General features: G+C 60.3%; 15 protein-coding genes. 8 read left to right on the top strand and 7 right to left on the bottom strand.

Translation table 11 applies throughout. The features are described 5' to 3' along the window. Positions 1 to 163: 163 nt before the first annotated feature. Both CRX69_RS17555 and CRX69_RS17550 read right to left on the bottom strand, forming a co-directional pair. Positions 164 to 1,312: a PQQ-dependent sugar dehydrogenase gene (locus CRX69_RS17555; protein WP_107322458.1), complete on the bottom strand. Its 1,149-nt coding sequence runs from the start codon at positions 1,310 to 1,312 to the stop codon at positions 164 to 166. A 47-nt stretch (positions 1,313 to 1,359) separates the two neighbouring features. Next, on the bottom strand, positions 1,360 to 1,701 hold the full coding sequence (locus tag CRX69_RS17550) for a hypothetical protein (RefSeq protein WP_047229118.1): 342 nt from the start codon (positions 1,699 to 1,701) through the stop codon (positions 1,360 to 1,362). A 198-nt stretch (positions 1,702 to 1,899) separates the two neighbouring features. On the opposite strand from CRX69_RS17550, the gene ku reads away from it, so the two are divergent. Both ku and ligD read left to right on the top strand, forming a co-directional pair. Next, a complete protein-coding gene (ku, locus tag CRX69_RS17545) occupies positions 1,900 to 2,790 on the top strand; it encodes a non-homologous end joining protein Ku (protein WP_047229119.1) in 891 nt (296 codons plus the stop codon). Positions 2,791 to 2,823: 33 nt separating this feature from the next. Further along, entirely contained in the window at positions 2,824 to 4,809 is a 1,986-nt protein-coding gene (ligD, locus tag CRX69_RS17540) for a DNA ligase D (RefSeq protein ID WP_052915335.1), read from the top strand. A 23-nt stretch (positions 4,810 to 4,832) separates the two neighbouring features. Here ligD and lpxO read toward each other — a convergent pair whose 3' ends face one another. Next, positions 4,833 to 5,732: a lipid A hydroxylase LpxO gene (gene lpxO / locus CRX69_RS17535; protein WP_076386642.1), complete on the bottom strand. Its 900-nt coding sequence runs from the start codon at positions 5,730 to 5,732 to the stop codon at positions 4,833 to 4,835. A gap of 403 nt (positions 5,733 to 6,135) precedes the next feature. Here lpxO and CRX69_RS17530 point away from each other — a divergent pair, with 403 nt between their 5' ends. Continuing rightward, positions 6,136 to 7,725 (top strand): ABC-F family ATPase, encoded by a 1,590-nt coding sequence (locus CRX69_RS17530; RefSeq protein WP_076384583.1) that lies wholly within the window; start codon positions 6,136 to 6,138, stop codon positions 7,723 to 7,725. 338 nt (positions 7,726 to 8,063) lie between these two features. Then, a complete protein-coding gene (locus CRX69_RS17520) occupies positions 8,064 to 9,257 on the top strand; it encodes an MFS transporter (protein WP_047229121.1) in 1,194 nt (397 codons plus the stop codon). 60 nt (positions 9,258 to 9,317) lie between these two features. Here CRX69_RS17520 and CRX69_RS17515 read toward each other — a convergent pair whose 3' ends face one another. After that, entirely contained in the window at positions 9,318 to 9,926 is a 609-nt protein-coding gene (locus CRX69_RS17515) for an FMN-dependent NADH-azoreductase (protein ID WP_107322456.1), read from the bottom strand. A gap of 129 nt (positions 9,927 to 10,055) precedes the next feature. Here CRX69_RS17515 and CRX69_RS17510 point away from each other — a divergent pair, with 129 nt between their 5' ends. Then, positions 10,056 to 10,964 carry a LysR substrate-binding domain-containing protein gene (locus tag CRX69_RS17510; RefSeq protein ID WP_047229123.1) on the top strand — a complete coding sequence of 303 codons (909 nt, stop codon included), beginning with the start codon at positions 10,056 to 10,058 and terminating at the stop codon, positions 10,962 to 10,964. Beyond that, positions 10,961 to 11,314 (top strand): MmcQ/YjbR family DNA-binding protein, encoded by a 354-nt coding sequence (locus CRX69_RS17505; RefSeq protein WP_047229124.1) that lies wholly within the window; start codon positions 10,961 to 10,963, stop codon positions 11,312 to 11,314. Before CRX69_RS17510 ends, CRX69_RS17505 begins: the two co-directional genes overlap by 4 nt. Before the next feature lie 3 nt (positions 11,315 to 11,317). Here CRX69_RS17505 and CRX69_RS17500 read toward each other — a convergent pair whose 3' ends face one another. Then, entirely contained in the window at positions 11,318 to 11,728 is a 411-nt protein-coding gene (locus CRX69_RS17500; RefSeq protein WP_047229125.1) for a DUF1294 domain-containing protein, read from the bottom strand. Continuing rightward, positions 11,725 to 12,555, bottom strand: a complete 831-nt coding sequence (locus CRX69_RS17495; protein ID WP_047229126.1) for an undecaprenyl-diphosphate phosphatase — start codon at positions 12,553 to 12,555, stop codon at positions 11,725 to 11,727. Before CRX69_RS17495 ends, CRX69_RS17500 begins: the two co-directional genes overlap by 4 nt. A 270-nt stretch (positions 12,556 to 12,825) precedes the next feature. On the opposite strand from CRX69_RS17495, the gene CRX69_RS17490 reads away from it, so the two are divergent. Next, positions 12,826 to 14,460, top strand: a complete 1,635-nt coding sequence (locus CRX69_RS17490; protein WP_047229127.1) for a methyl-accepting chemotaxis protein — start codon at positions 12,826 to 12,828, stop codon at positions 14,458 to 14,460. Here CRX69_RS17490 and CRX69_RS17485 read toward each other — a convergent pair. Beyond that, a complete protein-coding gene (locus CRX69_RS17485; RefSeq protein WP_107322455.1) occupies positions 14,450 to 15,343 on the bottom strand; it encodes an AraC family transcriptional regulator in 894 nt (297 codons plus the stop codon). The genes CRX69_RS17490 and CRX69_RS17485 overlap by 11 nt on opposite strands. A gap of 248 nt (positions 15,344 to 15,591) precedes the next feature. Here CRX69_RS17485 and CRX69_RS17480 point away from each other — a divergent pair, with 248 nt between their 5' ends. Then, positions 15,592 to 16,365: an L-iditol 2-dehydrogenase gene (locus CRX69_RS17480; RefSeq protein WP_047229129.1), complete on the top strand. Its 774-nt coding sequence runs from the start codon at positions 15,592 to 15,594 to the stop codon at positions 16,363 to 16,365. Positions 16,366 to 16,385: the final 20 nt, after the last annotated feature.

Below are 16,385 nucleotides of genomic sequence, written 5' to 3'. Positions count from 1 at the left end.
GAAAGAAAAAACCCGCCTCGGAGGCGGGTTGGGTGCAGTCGTCAGCTAGCCCGCCAAATAAGGAATGGCGGTAATAATGCTTGGCTGGCTACGCAATACGGTGCTGGTCATGCCTGGAAATTAGCCTGCCGCTGGCTGGCAAGTCAATGGGCACTGTTGCGAATCACTTGAGCCCGACTTTATAGAGCGCCCCATCGTCATCATCTGTCAGTACGTACAGGAAACCATCCGGCCCCTGGCGCACGTCGCGGATGCGCTCGCCAAGCTCACCCAGCAGGCGTTCTTCGTGCACGACCTTGTCACCCTCCAGTTCCAGGCGGATCAGATTCCGGGACACCAGCGCACCGATGAACACGCTGTGTTGCCAGGCCTTGAAGCGGTCACTGTCATAGAACGCCATGCCGCTCAGCCCGGGTGACACTTCCCATACATGAAAAGGGCCAAGCGTGCCTTCGGCGGTCTTGCCGCCGGCTTCCGGGATCGGCGCCCCAGAGTAGTTGATGCCGTGAGTCGCCAGCGGCCAGCCGTAATTTTTGCTGCGTTCGATGATATTCAGCTCATCGCCGCCCCTGGGACCGTGCTCGTTCTCCCACAACGTACCGTTCCAGGGATTGAGCGCCGCCCCTTGGGGGTTGCGAACGCCGTAGGACCAGATCTCGGGGCGTACGTTTGCCTGACCGACAAACGGGTTATCGTCCGGCACCTTGCCGTCGGGGTAGATGCGCACGATCTTGCCCTGGAGCTTGTCCAGGTCCTGGGCCGTGGGCCGCTCGTTGTTTTCCCCCAGGGTGATGAACAGATAGCCGTCCCGGTCGAACACCAGGCGCGACCCAAAGTGGTTCCCGGTGGAAAGCTTGGGCTGCTGGCGGAAAATCACATTGAAATTCTTCAGGCTCTGCAGGTCTTCGGACAATTGCCCACGGCCCACGGCGGTGCCTGCCTTGCCGTCATCGCCGGCCTCGGCGTAAGACAGGTAGACCGTGCGGTCCTGCTTGAAGTCCGGCGACAGCACGACGTCCAGCAAACCGCCCTGGCCTCTGGCCCAGACCTCAGGTACGCCGTTCAATGGTGCCGAGAGCTGGCCATCCGGGCTGACCCGACGCAGGTTGCCCGCTCGCTCTGTCACCAACATGCCCTGTTGATCAGGCAGGAAAGCCACGGACCAGGGATGTTCGAGCCCCTTGACCACGGTGGTCACCTCCACCGTGCCCTCCTCGCTCTTGAGCTGCCGGGTTTGCGCAGCAGACGCCGGCGTGGCGAGAGTCAGTACAGCGCTGGCGCAGAATGCGGCCAGGAGTGTTTTACGCAACATGCACACTTCCTTCTGTGGCGTGAATAAAGACTGCCAGGGCTCGGTACTCAGCGAATGTCGTTTGAGGTGTCCCTCGGCGGTGGATTGGGCTTGATGGTAGGCCGTGGCGAGCCGGCAGGCTGACCGGAACGGGGATACCCGTTGCCGATACCGCCATTTTCCAGCGTGGGTGGCCGGGGAACGGGAACGGTCGGGTTGTTATGGATCATCGGCACGTTGGGCCGGGTGCCCTGCATGCTGTTGGGATTGGCCCGGCGGATCGGGCTGTTATAGGGATTGTTGTTACCTGGCAGGTTCTGGGCCAGGACCATGGCCCCGCGGTCGGGCGTTGCCGAGTGGGCGGCGGTGGTCAGCAACAGCGTCATGAGAGTGAGTAGCAGCCTGTTCATCGGAGCACCTCTTGGATTCAGGCATATCGAAAGCACGCTACGCCGCCGGTTCGCCGTTGTTAAGAGAAATGTCCGTCCGAAGATGTAACCAAGCGTCTCGAAGGCAATGCGGGGCGGGTCAACCGGCGCTCCATGGAAACTTTTGCGAACGCCGCAAGGTCACCTGAATGACTCATTCATCGGCAAGGAAACCCCTCCATGGCACGGGCAATCTGGAAAGGCGCAATCAGCTTCGGACTGGTCCACATTCCTGTGGCGCTGGTGTCGGCCACGTCCTCCCAGGGAGTGGATTTCGACTGGCTGGACAAGCGCAGCATGGACCCGGTTGGCTATAAGCGAGTGAACAAGGTCACCGGCAAGGAAGTGACCAAGGAAAATATCGTCAAGGGTGTGCAATACCAGAAGGGTCAATACGTCCTGCTGAGCGAAGAGGAGATTCGCTCCGCCCACCCCAAGTCCACCCAGACCATCGATATTTTTTCTTTCGTCGACAGCGACAAAATTCCCCTGCAAAACATCGACACGCCCTACTTCCTGGCGCCAGACAAACGCGGCGGCAAGGTCTACGCCCTGCTGCGTGAAACCCTGATCAAGACCAACAAGGTGGCGCTGGCCCATGTCGTGCTGCATACCCGCCAGCATCTGGCAGCGCTGATGCCGCTGGAGTCTGCGCTGGTGCTGGTGATGCTGCGCTGGCCCGCCGAAGTGCGCGAACTCGACATCCTGGAACTGGGCGATGAAGTCATCAAGCCAACCCTGGTCAAGGGGGAGCTGGAAATGGCCAAGCGGCTGGTGCAGGACATGAGCGCCGATTGGGAACCGCAAGAGTACCGGGACAGCTTCGAAGACAAGATCATGGAACTGGTGGAGAAAAAGGCCAAAGAAGGCCGTCTGGAGGCGGTGGAAACCGATCCGGGTGAAGAGCAACGCAAGAGCGCCGATGTCATCGACCTTACCGAACTGCTCAAACGCAGCCTGGGCGGCAAGGGCAAGGCGCCAGAAAAGCCTGCCGGAAAAACCGCTGCAAAGCCCGCAAAGACCAGCAAGTCCGCTCCCGCGAAAAAAGCCACCAAGGCCTCCCGGGGCTAATCCCCGGGCGCCAGCAATACAAGGGAATCCGTCATGGCCAAGGCCGAGAGTGAATACGCCCGTTTGTCCGGTGCCGAGCCGGAGCAGAAGCACAGCCGCAAGCGCACCCGGCAGAGCCAGACCGGTAGCAGTGCCCTTCCCGAGCGCTTGTTGCCGCAACGCGCCACCCCCGTTGAGCAGCCCCCGGCCGGTGAATGGCGTTATGAAGTCCAGTTCGATGGCTATCGACTGATGGCCCGCATTGAAGCGGGTCAAGTGCGATTGCTCAGCCGCAATCAACAGGACTGGACCGACCGACTGCAATTGCACGCCGATGCGTTGTCTGAGCTGAATCTGGGTGACAGCTGGCTCGACGGCGGCCTCGTTTCGCTCGATAACGACGGCCACTCTGACTTTGTGGCCCTGCGACAGTCGTTCGAGATTGGCCGCACGGTAGACCTGGTATACGTCCTGTTTGATGCGCCTTTTTTAAATGGCGTCGATCTGCGCCAGGCGCCGGTTGAAAAACGCCGGGCAGCCCTCAAGAAGGCGCTGAAGAACAATGCCAGCAAGCGCCTGCGCTTCTCTGAGTCGTTTTCCGCCAACCAGCACGACATTTTTGAAAGTGCCAACGCCCTCGCACTCGATGGCGTGATCGGCAAACGCCTGGGCAGCCCCTATGTATCGCGCCGCAGCGCCGACTGGATCAAACTCAAGTGCCGTCTGCGCCAGCCGTTCGTGATCGTCGGCTTCACCCGCCCCAAAGGTCGGCGCAATGGTTTCGGTGCACTGTTGCTGGCGGTCAACGGGCCCAAGGGATTGATGTATGCCGGCCGTGTCGGCACAGGGTTCGCACAAGCCCGGCTCAAACAACTGCACGAGCAACTCTGTAGCCTGGAGCGGGACGATTCGCCACTGGTCGCACCGGTCAGCAGCGCGCAAAGCCGCGGCGTGCATTGGGTAGAGCCAACCGAGGTCTGTGAAGTCGAGTTCGCTGATTGGACCCGCGACGGCCTGGTGCGCCAGGCGGTGTTCCTGGATCTACAGAACGACATACCGGCAAGCAAGGTTGTGCGTCAGCAGCCAGTTCCGATAAAACCCCTGCCCGCCAAAACCACGCCTCGCGGCAAAGCCCGTAGCGTACAGGTCTCAGGGGTGGAGATTTCCCACCCTGAACGCGTCATCGACAGTGTCAGCGGCGTGCAGAAAGTCGAACTGGCGCAGTACTACGAAGACATCGCTCCCTGGATTCTGCCGCACCTGAAGCAGCGCCCGGTTGCCCTGCTCAGGGCGCCAGAGGGAATCGGCGAAGAGCAGTTCTTTCAGAAACACGCCGATCGCCTGGACATTCCCCACATCAAACAGCTGGATCCGCGACTGGATCCCGGGCATGCCGCGCTGATGGAAATCGACAGTGGGCAGTCGCTGGTCAGCGCGGCCCAGATGGGCACGGTGGAGTTGCACACATGGGCCGCCACGCATGATCGGATCGAGACGCCGGACCTGTTCGTTCTTGATCTGGACCCCGACCCGTCGCTGCCCTGGAGCGCGATGATCGAGGCGACTCGCCTGACCCTCTCGGTGCTCGACGAACTGGGTTTGCAGGCCTTCCTCAAAACCAGCGGAGGCAAAGGCATGCATGTCATCGTGCCGCTGGCGCGCAGTGAAGGCTGGGACATTACCAAGGCTTTCGCCAAGGCCATCTCCCTGTTCATGACCCGGCAGATGCCGCAGCGGATCACCGCGACCATGGGGCCGAAGAATCGTGTCGGGAAGATATTTGTCGACTACCTGCGTAACGCCCGGGGCGCCAGCACCGTCAGCGCCTATTCCGTGCGCGCTCGGCCAGGTCTGCCGGTATCCGTGCCGATTGCCCGGGCCGAGCTTGACGGTCTGCGTAACGCCCAGCAGTGGGACATCTATACGGCCCTGGAACGGGCCAGAAACCTGGGCGCCGATCCTTGGGAGGGGTACAACCATCGCCAGCGAATCACGGCCAGGATGTGGGAGCAACTGGATGCGCAAAAACCTGGGGAATGACGCAGGTACGGAGAGTCACCCGCTCATATCCAGATGAAGACCGCCAGCAGACCGCCGAAGAACGCCCACTTCTGCAAGTAATACAGCTTGCGGTTGCGCTTCTTCAGCGCCTTGCCTTGCAGGCGAATCCTGTAAAGCCTGGAAAACGCCCGGTTCAGGCCGCCGGTTTTGTCTCCGGCGTCATTGGGCGCTCCGGCGGCCGCCATCACGGTGCGGCTGAACCAGCGGTTGAAGGCACTGGCCCAGCGAAATCTCATGGGGCGTTCCACGTCGCAAAAGAGAATGATGCGATTGTGAGGCGTGGTGTTCTGGGCGTAATGAATGAACGTCTCGTCGAATATCACCGCCTCGCCATCACGCCAATGGTAATGCTCACCATCGACATTGATGTAGCAGCCGGCATCGTTGGGCGTTTCCAGACCCAGGTGATACCGGTAGGACCCGGCATACGGGTCGCGATGACGAACCAGCTTGGAGCCCGGTGGCAGTTCGGCGAACATCGCCGCCTTGATTGAACCGATGCTCTGCACCAGTTCAGTGGTGCGCGGACACAGCTTCATGGCCGAGGGATGACTGTCGGCGTACCACTTCAGGTAGAAACGCTTCCAGCCGGTCTTGAAGAACGAATTGAAGCCCACATCGTCGTACTGGTTGGAACGCTTGATCTCCCCCGCTCGCAGCAAATTCAGGCCTTCGGCACGGATCTCCTGCCAATGGGCCTGCAACGGGCTCAGGTCGGGAAACTGCGCCGGGTTCAGGAAAGGCTTGTTGGGCAGTTTCGAGCATAGGTAAAGCAGGCAGTTGATCGGCGCAAGGAAGGACGAGTGGTCGCTCAACTGGCGTCCGAGCTTGTGCCGAACGCGCCCGCGCAGGTGCACATAACCGATAGAGAGAAGATAGATCGCGGCAATGATGAGTTTCACAGTATCCGCACACATCAAAAGTGGACAGGCTGCCACTTCCCGCACAGCCGAACAGCGTGGGGAATGGCGTAAGTGAGACGGCAATTTAGCCACAACTCGTAACCAAAGGTTATCCCTGCGTTGTGAAAAACTGTCTTGCCTGGGTTACACCCTATCGTTAACGCGGCCAGATCAGTACAATTGCCGCCAAACATTACGCGCCCCCTTTTTGGCCGATACCGGATTCCGGCTTCGGCGTACGTCTATTTGGGTCAAGCGCTCCGTATGCTGCTGTCCTCTTATGCCGGATGGACCCTTGCGCTTGCGACCGCGAAGCTTTCGCGCGGTCGGGACCTGCGCAAACAGGTACTGAACAGGTACTGCCGCACCCTTAGCTACTCTGAATGTTCCGCAGGATAAACCTTTGATCTCTACAGCTAACATCACGATGCAGTTCGGCGCCAAGCCACTGTTCGAAAACGTCTCTGTCAAGTTCGGCGCGGGTAACCGCTACGGTCTGATTGGCGCCAACGGTTGCGGCAAGTCGACCTTCATGAAGATCCTCGGCGGCGACCTCGAACCGTCCGGCGGCCAGGTCATGCTTGAGCCGAACGTGCGCCTGGGTAAATTGCGCCAGGACCAGTTCGCCTACGAAGAATTCACCGTGATCGACACCGTGATCATGGGCCACGAAGAGTTGTGGAAGGTCAAGGCCGAGCGCGACCGCATCTATTCGCTGCCGGAAATGACCGAAGAAGACGGCATGGCCGTGGCCGAGCTGGAAACCGAATTCGCCGAAATGGACGGCTACACTGCCGAGTCCCGTGCCGGTGAACTGCTGCTGGGCCTGGGAATTGGCATCGAGCAGCATTTCGGCCCGATGAGCGAAGTGTCGCCCGGCTGGAAACTGCGGGTACTGCTGGCCCAGGCGTTGTTCTCCGACCCAGAAGTGCTGCTGCTGGACGAACCGACCAACCACCTGGATATCAACACCATCCGCTGGCTGGAAAACGTGCTGACCCAGCGTTCGAGCCTGATGATCATCATCTCCCACGACCGTCACTTCCTGAACAGTGTCTGCACCCACATGGCGGACCTGGACTACGGCGAGCTGCGCCTGTTCCCGGGCAACTACGACGAGTACATGACCGTGGCGACCCAGTCCCGCGAGCAACTGCTGTCGGACAACGCCAAGAAGAAAGCGCAAATTTCCGAACTGCAATCGTTCGTCAGCCGCTTCTCGGCCAACGCCTCGAAGGCCAAGCAAGCCACCTCCCGTGCCAAGCAGATCGACAAGATCCAATTGGCCGAGGTCAAGCCATCGAGCCGTGTCAGCCCGTTCATTCGCTTCGAACAGACCAAGAAGCTGCACCGTCAGGCGGTCATTGTCGAAGGCATGGCCAAAGGGTTTGACGGCAAGCCGTTGTTCAAGGACTTCAGCTTCACCGTCGAAGCCGGCGAGCGCGTGGCGATCATTGGCCCGAACGGCATCGGCAAGACCACGTTGCTGCGCACCCTGGTCAATGAACTGGAGCCGGACGCCGGTACTGTGAAATGGACCGACGCCGCGGAACTGGGTTACTACGCCCAGGACCACGCCCACGACTTCGAAGACGACGTCAACCTGTTCGACTGGATGGGCCAGTGGACCCAGGGCGGCGAACAACTGGTTCGTGGCACCTTGGGCCGCATGCTGTTTTCCAACGACGAGATCCTCAAGTCGGTCAAAGTCATTTCCGGTGGTGAACAGGGTCGCATGCTGTTCGGCAAGCTGATCCTGCAAAAGCCGAACGTGCTGGTGATGGACGAACCGACCAACCACTTGGACATGGAATCCATCGAGGCGCTGAACCTGGCGCTGGAAAACTACCCGGGCACGCTGATCTTCGTCAGCCACGACCGTGAGTTCGTATCGTCCCTGGCCACCCGCATCATCGAGTTGAGCGCCGATGGCGTGATCGACTTCAGCGGCACCTATGACGATTACCTGCGCAGCCAGGGTGTGCTGATTTAAGAGCAGCGTCGAGTTGTAAGCTTCAAGCTGCAAGTGAAAAGCCCTGTCCGTTGTGACGGGGCTTTTTGTTTTCAAGGTAGAACCGCTTGTGGGAGCACAGCTTGCTTGCGATTTGGCCGTTTCAGTCGACTTGGTATTGGCCGACCTACCGTCATCGCGAGCAGGCTCGCTCCCACAAGGAACCGATGTTCTTCCAAGCCCTGCGGCCAGTGTGGGAGCGAGCCTGCTCGCGATAGCGTCGGCACTATCACCACCCGGGCAAACCGTTAGCCTGCTTTCTTTTATTCCCGCCGCGCGCCATGATGAGCCCCTCTTACCGCTGCCCGCGAACGAGCCTCATGCCAACACACCCATCCACCCCCAGTTCCCTGTCGATCACCTGGCAGATCATCTCCATCGTCTTCTATACCTTCATCGCCTTTCTCTGCATCGGCCTGCCGATTGCCGTGTTGCCGGGCTATGTCCACGAACAGTTGGGCTTCAGTGCCGTGGTGGCCGGGCTGACCATCGGCTCCCAGTATCTGGCGACGCTGCTCAGTCGGCCCATGGCCGGGCGGCTGTCGGACAGTATCGGCACCAAGCGGGCGATCGTTTATGGGCTGTACGGGATCGTCCTCAGTGGTTTGCTGACGTTGCTTTCGACGCTGCTGCAAAGCTTTCCACTGCTGAGCCTGTTGATCCTGATCGCCGGGCGTTTGCTGCTCGGGGTGGCTCAGGGCCTGATTGGCGTGGGCACCATCAGTTGGTGCATGGGCCAGGTGGGGGTCGAACACACGGCCCGCTCGATCTCATGGAACGGCATCGCGTCTTATGGGGCCATTGCCATCGGCGCGCCGCTGGGAGTGGTAATGGTCAGTGAGCTGGGCTTTGTCAGCCTGGGGATCGCCTTGTCGCTGCTGGCCGGCGCGGCGCTGCTGTTGATACGCAACAAGCCATCGGTGCCGGTCATTCGTGGCGAGCGCCTGCCCTTTTGGGCGGTGTTCGGGCGTATTGCACCGTACGGGACGAGCCTGTGCCTGGCGTCGATCGGCTACGGTACGCTCACCACCTTCATCACGTTGTTTTATGTCAGTCGCGGCTGGACGGGTGCAGCCTGGTGCCTGACGGTGTTTGGCGTCTGTTTCATCCTGTCGCGCTTGTTGTTCATTTCCAGCATCGCCCGCTTCGGAGGCTTCAGGACGGCCATTGCCTGCATGTGTATAGAAACCCTGGGGCTGGTGTTGCTGTGGCTGGCACCTTCTACCGCGTTCGCGCTGATCGGCGCGGGGCTGGCCGGTTTCGGGCTGTCGCTGGTGTATCCGGCGTTGGGTGTGGAGGCCATCAAGCAAGTCCCGAATACCAGCCGTGGCGCAGGACTGAGCGCCTATGCGGTGTTCTTCGACCTGGCGCTGGCGATTGCCGGCCCCTTGATGGGCGCGGTGGCGTTGAATCTGGGGTATTCCTCGATCTTTTTCAGTGCGGCACTGCTGTCGATCATCGGACTGGGGCTGACTTTACTGCTGCGGCGCCGTACCGAAACAGCCGCTTATTGATCGACCTTGTGCAAACCCACCAGGCCGGTTCGCCCAGGCCTGGTGTTTTTTGCGCGGTCTTTAAGCTGCGGCGAATTGCTCGCTGATCTGCAGCTTGGCTTCGTTCATGGCTTTGCTGCGCATTTCGTCACCGTAAGCCAGGCCCTCGGCGCGAACGAACTCGATGTCGGTAATGCCGAGGAAACCGAACATGACCTTCAGATACTCCTCATGCGCTACGCCGCTTGGCTGGCCGGCATGCAGGCCGCCAGAGGTGGAGACGATCACCAGTTTCTTGCCACCACACAGGCCTTCGGGGCCGGCTTCGGTGTAGCGGAAGGTTTGGCCGGCCACGGCGATACGGTCGATCCAGGCCTTGAGTTGAGTCGGAATGGTGAAGTTATACATCGGCGCTGCGATGACCACCGCGTCCGCCGCCAGGAATTCGGCCATGGTCGAGGCACTGAGATCAGTCTCGTGCTTCTGGGCGGCGTCGCGCAGTTCAGCGCTGGTGCCGGCGGCGATCAGGGTCTGGGCGGAAAAGTGGCTGATGGCATCGGCCGCCAGGTCGCGGTAGGTCACGACGACGTCCGCTTCGGCAGCTTTCCAGGCCTCAACCACGTCACGGCTCAGTTGGCGGGACGCGGAATTGTCGCCCAGGATGCTCGAGTCAATGTGCAACAGTTTCATATGAGTGCTCTCCAAGTGAGGATCGCGACCAAGCGATCAATTGAGAACAATCCTATCGATGAAGCCAATAGCCGATAAGTCAGTATTAATGCGATAGTTCGTTCCACTGACAGGACAATAGAACTCGATATGCAAGACCTCAATGATCTGTACTACTTCGCCAAAGTGGTTGAAGCCGGTGGTTTCGCCGCGGCCGGACGCCTGTTGGGTATTCCCAAGTCGCGGCTGTCACGACGTATCGCTGAACTGGAAGAGCGCCTTGGCGCCCGACTGCTGCAACGTACCACCCGCCAGTTGAAGCTCACGGCCGTTGGCGAGCGTTATCTGCGCCATTGCCAAGCCATGCTGCTGGAAGCCGAGATGGCCGATGAAGCCGTGGCGAGCATGTCCACTGAGCCGCGCGGGCGCCTGCGGGTTTCCAGTCCGGTGGGTTTGGCTCATCAGATGCTGGGCGGGGTGATCGCCAGCTTCCTGGAAAAATTCCCTCAAGTGCAGCTGGAAATGATGCTGGTCAATCGGCGGGTAGACCTGGTGAGCGAAGGCATCGACGTGGCATTACGCGTGCGCGATCTGGGGGACGAAGACCCGCTGCTGATGACGCGACGGCTGCGTCAGGCGCGGCTGATCATGGTCGCCAGCCCGGCGTTCGTCGCAGGACGGCAGATCAATACCCCGGAGGATCTCAAGAAACTGCCGATACTCGGGGCGCTGGATGCCGATCGCCTGGTCCACCTGCGTCTGCTCAAGGCCAACGCAGAGCCCGTCGAACTGGCCCTGGAAGCCCGGCTAGGCATCGACGACTTCATTGTGCGCCGCGCCTGCGCCCTCGCCGGCCTGGGTTTCACCTTGTTGCCGAGCATGTATTGCGAGGAGGAACTGCAGGACGGCACACTGGTGGAATTGTTGCCCGAGTGGTCGCTGCCGGACGGCTGGCTGCAGGCAGTCTACCCGCATCGACGCGGCATGCTGCCGGCGGTACGCGCGTGGATCGACCACTTGGTAGAAGCATTCGATGGCTGTGGAGATAGAAAAATATGAGCTTGAGCGAAGAGGATGTCGCGCAGTTCTGCCTGGGTTTGCCGGGCGCCAGGGAGGACTACAAATGGGGCGGCGTGCGGGTATTTTCCATTGCCGGCAACAAGATGTTCGCCCTGCAGAACCTGCGGGGCGAATCACTGGCGTTCAAGGTGGACAAGGATCTGTTCCTGGGGCATTGCGACCGCCCGGGGATCCACCCGGCGCCCTATCTGGCGCGGGCTCAGTGGGTCATCATGCAGACGCCCTACCCGCTGGGCGCCGATGAACTGCGTGGCCTGCTGCAGCGCTCCCACCAACTGGTGGTGAGCAAGCTGCCCAAGCGCACCCAGGTGGGTTTGCTGCTGTCGTGAAGCTCAGAAAAGCATCAGCAGATGACTGCCCAGGAATAACTGGTCGATCCAGAACACCTGGTGCAGCAACACGATGAACCAGAACACCACCTGAAACGACACCTTGCGAGTCTTGTGGCGAAACACTTGCTGAGCCAACAACGCCCCGGGCCAGCCCCCGGCCAGCTCCACGGCGTGCAATACGTTTTCCGGGGTGCGCCAGGCGTCAGCGCGGGCCTTGCGCTTGTCGCTCCAGTACAACAGAAACGCCACCACGCTGACGAGCCCGTAGGCCGTCAGCGGCACCCAGGACACCGCGCGCAACCCGAGCAAAAGTGACCCGAGCAGCGGCAAGGCGCACACCAGCGCAAATACCACGAGCTTGAGCCGCAAACTCTGCACGGCTGGGCCCGGCTCACGGCCTGGACGGCTCATGGCTGGGCCGCCGTCCAGTCCACCCAACCGAATTGCCAGGTGGCCAGGATCAACAGGCCGAAAGCGATCCGGTACCAGGCAAATACGGCGTAACTGTGGCTGGCGATGAACAGCAACAAGCCCCTGACCGCGATCATGGCGAAAATGAACGCCGTGACGAAGCCGATGGCGAACACCGGAAAATCCGCCGGCACAAACAGCTCGCGATATTTATAGCCGGAGTAGACCGCCGCGCCGACCATGGTTGGCATCGCCAGGAAGAATGAAAACTCGGTCGCGGTCTTGCGCGACAGCCCGAACAGCAAGCCACCGATGATGGTCGAACCTGAGCGGGAGGTGCCGGGAATCATCGCAAGGCACTGGGCGAAGCCGACTTTCAGTGCATCCTTCCAGGTGATGTCGTCTACCGTTTCGGCGTGCACTGTGTGCTGGCGCTTCTCGGCCCAGAGCATCACGAAACCGCCCAGCACCAACGCCATGGCCACCGTGATCGGGTTGAACAGGTATTCATGGATCAGGTCTGCAAACAACACGCCCAATACCACAGCGGGCATGAAGGCAATCAGCAGGTTGGCCGTAAACCGACGAGCGCTGGGCTGGGTGCGCAAACCCAGTACCACGTCGAAGATCTTGCGCCGAAACTCCCACACCACCGCGAGGATCGCCCCGAGCTGGATGATGATGTTGAACGCCATCGCGCGCTCGCCGCCGAACTCGAGCAAGTCCGCGACAATGATCTGGTGCCCCGTACTGGAGATCGGCAGGAACTCCGTCAAGCCTTCTACCACGCCAAGAATCAGTGCCTGAAAGGCGGTCCACAAATCCATTCATCCCCCAAAAGACTATGCTTGCGCACGTCTCATCAAAATTTAAGCGTTATGCAGGTGTAAACAGCAGGCGCACGGTGACTGCGATTTCTCAAAAAAACCAATGAAAAAACCGGAACAGGCTCAGGTTTTGCGCCGCGGGGCCGAAATCCTATCAGACAAGCCCTGATAACGCTGCCGCGTTATGACTCAGGACACAAAGGCATACCCGCCTGACGCCAGACTCAGGCGGTCGCAGATGACAAGAATAAGAAACCGGAGTGACAGCGTATGAATAGCTTGCGCAGTGTGTCGATCAGCCGACGCTTGTGGCTCATCTTGGTCGTGTCCATCGTGATGTTGTTCACGTTAGGCGCGTTCATGCTTAAGCAGATCCACACCGACCTGTATCAGGCCAAGGTGCAGAAAACCCAGCATGTGGTCCAGACTGCCAGCGGTGTGCTGAGCTACTACCATGGTCTGGAAACGGCTGGCACCCTGACTCGCGAGGTTGCGCAGAAGCAGGCCCTTAGCGCGGTGCGCGGCTTGCGCTATGACCAGAGTGACTACTTCTGGATCAATGACCTGACGCCTGTGATGGTCATGCACCCGACCAACCCGAAACTCGAAGGCCAGAACCTCTCGGCGATTCGCGACCCGAATGGTTTTGCGCTGTTCAACGAGATGGTCGCCATTGCCAAGGCCAAGGGCGCCGGGATGGTGGATTACCTCTGGCCGAAACCGGGCGCCGAGGCGCCGGTGGCGAAAACCTCTTACGTCAAACTGTTCGAGCCGTGGGGCTGGATCATCGGTTCAGGCGTGTATGTCGATGACGTGGAGGCCGAATTCCGCTCTCAAGTGATCAAGGCTTCGCTGATCGGCCTGGCGATCACCCTGCTCATGGGCCTGCTCCTGACCCTGATCGTGCGCAGCATCGTTCGGCCGTTGCAGGAAACGGTCAATGCCATGGCCAACATTGCCAGCGGTGAAAGCGACCTGACCCGCACCCTCGACACCCACGGCCAGGATGAAGTGACGCAACTGGCCCGGCATTTCAATGCCTTTACCGCCAAACTGCGCGAAGTAGTCAGCCAGTTGCAGGACTCGGCCAGGGCCCTGGGGCAATCGTCCAACGACCTGGGTAACGACGCCGCCCAAGCCCAGGAGCGCAGCCAGCAACAATCGCAACAGATGGAACTGGTGGCGACTGCGATCAACGAAGTGACCTACGGCGTGCAAGACGTCGCCAAGAATGCCGAACACGCCGCCAGCGAAATGCGCGACGCCGAATCCCAGGCCCAGCAGGGCCAGGTGAATATCGATGGCAGCTTGCAGCAGATTGACCGACTGTCCCAGACCATTGATCAGGCGGTCGAGGTGATTCGTACCCTGGCCAGCGAAAGCACCCAGATCGGCAGTGTGCTGGAGGTGATCCGCTCCATTGCCGAGCAGACCAACCTGCTGGCCCTCAACGCCGCGATCGAAGCGGCCCGCGCCGGTGAACAAGGTCGGGGCTTTGCCGTGGTGGCCGATGAAGTGCGGCTGCTGGCCCAGCGCACGCAGAAGTCCACCGCCGAGATCCAGGCGATGATCGAACGCTTGCAGAACCACTCCGAAGCGGCGGTGAAAGTCATCAGCGACAGCAGCCGTGCTTCGCAATTGACCATTGAACAAGCCGGGCTGGCCGGCGCCAGCCTCAACGCCATCGGTCAGGCCCTGCGCAATCTCAACAGCCTGAACGCCTCCATCGCCAGCGCCACGCTGCAACAGGCCCATGTGGTGGAAGACATCAATCAGAACGTGACCCAGGCCGCCGGCCTCTCCCACAGCACCGCCCTGGCGGCTGAACAATCGAGCCTGGCGAGTACCCGTCTCAAGTCGCTGAGTGAGCAATTGAACGGGTTGCTGAAGCAGTTCAGGGTCTAGCTGATCGATACTCGCTGGGCGTCTGGTGCATCTCAATGCGAAAGTGCCGATTGAAGTTGGACAGGTTGTTGTAACCCACCTCAAAACAGATATCGGTCACCGGCATTTCACTGTGCAACAGCAACCGGCAGGCTCGCTGGACTCGGAGCTTGCGCATCAGGTCAATGAAACCGTGTCCGGTGATGCGTTTGAAGAAACGCGAAAAACCGGGCTCGCTCATGCCCAGTTGCCGAGCAATCACCGACAGGCGCAGGTCACCCGTGAGTTCAGTCTGCAGGTACTCGAAGGCCTTGTGGATGCGTTCGGAACTGCGGGCATCCAGACTGGGTGCATAACAAGGGCTGGCCAGGCACTGGGCCTGCTCCTGCGGGGCGAGATTGAGTGTGTTGAGCAGTTGGAGAAACAATGCCAGCCGCCCGAGTCCCTGGGCCGGGCCGATGCTCTCCAACAGCCTTGCGGCGTTCACCGCGGTGTCGCCGCTGAAGACCAGACCTCGTCGTGCCCTTTTGAACAGCGGCTGTAAATCCCCGAGTTCAGGTAGCGTCCGGCGCAGGCTCAACAGCGTTGCGCCATCGAATTGCAGCACCACGTCCCTTCCAGCCAGGTACTCGCCCGGGGCCAGGTCGCCCATCCAATCGTGGGGCAAGCCCGGGCCGATCATCGCCACGTGGCCGGGGCCGAATGGACCAATATAATCGCCCGCCAGCAATTTACCGCTGCCCCGACGAATGAGATGGATCTCGAATTCGGGATGGTGGTTCCAGCGCGCCAGCGGATACGGATAGTCGTGCTCATACCAGCGAAAACTGTGCTCGGGCTCAGGCAGGATGACTTCAAGTTCGGCGGGTGGCTGCTCGAACAGGGGCGTTGGGTGATCAGGCATGTCGCGCGTCTCTATCGCTGTAGGCAGCACCTTACGCTCGGCGCGCACCGGTTCACCAGCCCTGACCTGATCGTCCACCGATACTTTTTTAACCCGGCCAAGGGACACGTCACGGCGTTAAAAAAAGTACCAGCCGATGATCCCTCCTGCGTTTGTCCGGCGCCAATGGCGCTGCTGTAATCGGCACGTCATTGATGGTGAGCCGCGCTCCCCTGCTGTTTATTTTGTCATTCGAGACAGGACAACCCATGAAACGACTGGAAGGAAAAAGCGCCCTGGTCACCGGTGCTGCCCGTGGTATTGGCAGGACGTTCGCCCAGGCCTATATCAACGAAGGGGCTACTGTGGCGATTGCCGATATCGATCTTGGAAGCGCCCAAGCCACCGCCGCCGAACTGGGCGACAGCGCCTACGCGGTCAAAATGGACGTCACTGAACAAGCTTCGATTGACCAGGCCATCGAGGCGGTCGTGGCCCGGACGGGCAAGCTCGATATCCTCGTCAATAACGCAGCGCTTTTCGACCTGGCGCCTATCGTGGAGATTACGCGCCAAAGCTACGAACGGCTGTTTTGCATCAATGTCGCCGGCACACTGTTCACGCTGCAGGCCGCCGCCCGGCAGATGATCCGCCAGGGGCATGGCGGCAAAATCATCAACATGGCCAGCCAGGCCGGCCGACGTGGAGAAGCTCTGGTGGCGGTGTATTGCGCCACCAAGGCTGCGGTGATCAGCCTGACCCAGTCGGCCGGCCTTGATTTGATCAAGCATCGAATCAACGTCAACGCCATTGCCCCTGGTGTGGTGGAGGGTGAGCACTGGGATGGTGTGGATGCGCTGTTCGCCCATCATGAAAACCTGCCCCTGGGAGAGAAAAAGCGTCAGGTCGGCGCGCAAGTGCCCTATGGCCGGATGGGCACCGCGCAGGATCTGGTGGGGATGGCGATATTCCTGGCCTCGGCGGAGAGCGAATATGTGGTAGCACAGACTTATAACGTCGATGGCGGGAACTGGATGAGCTGATAATTCGCAAGTTTTGCCCT

This window comes from Pseudomonas rhizophila, from assembly GCF_003033885.1.
Lineage (GTDB): Bacteria > Pseudomonadota > Gammaproteobacteria > Pseudomonadales > Pseudomonadaceae > Aquipseudomonas > Aquipseudomonas rhizophila.
Note: the sequence above shows the minus strand (reverse complement) of the source record. Positions and strands in the feature narration are given on the sequence as shown.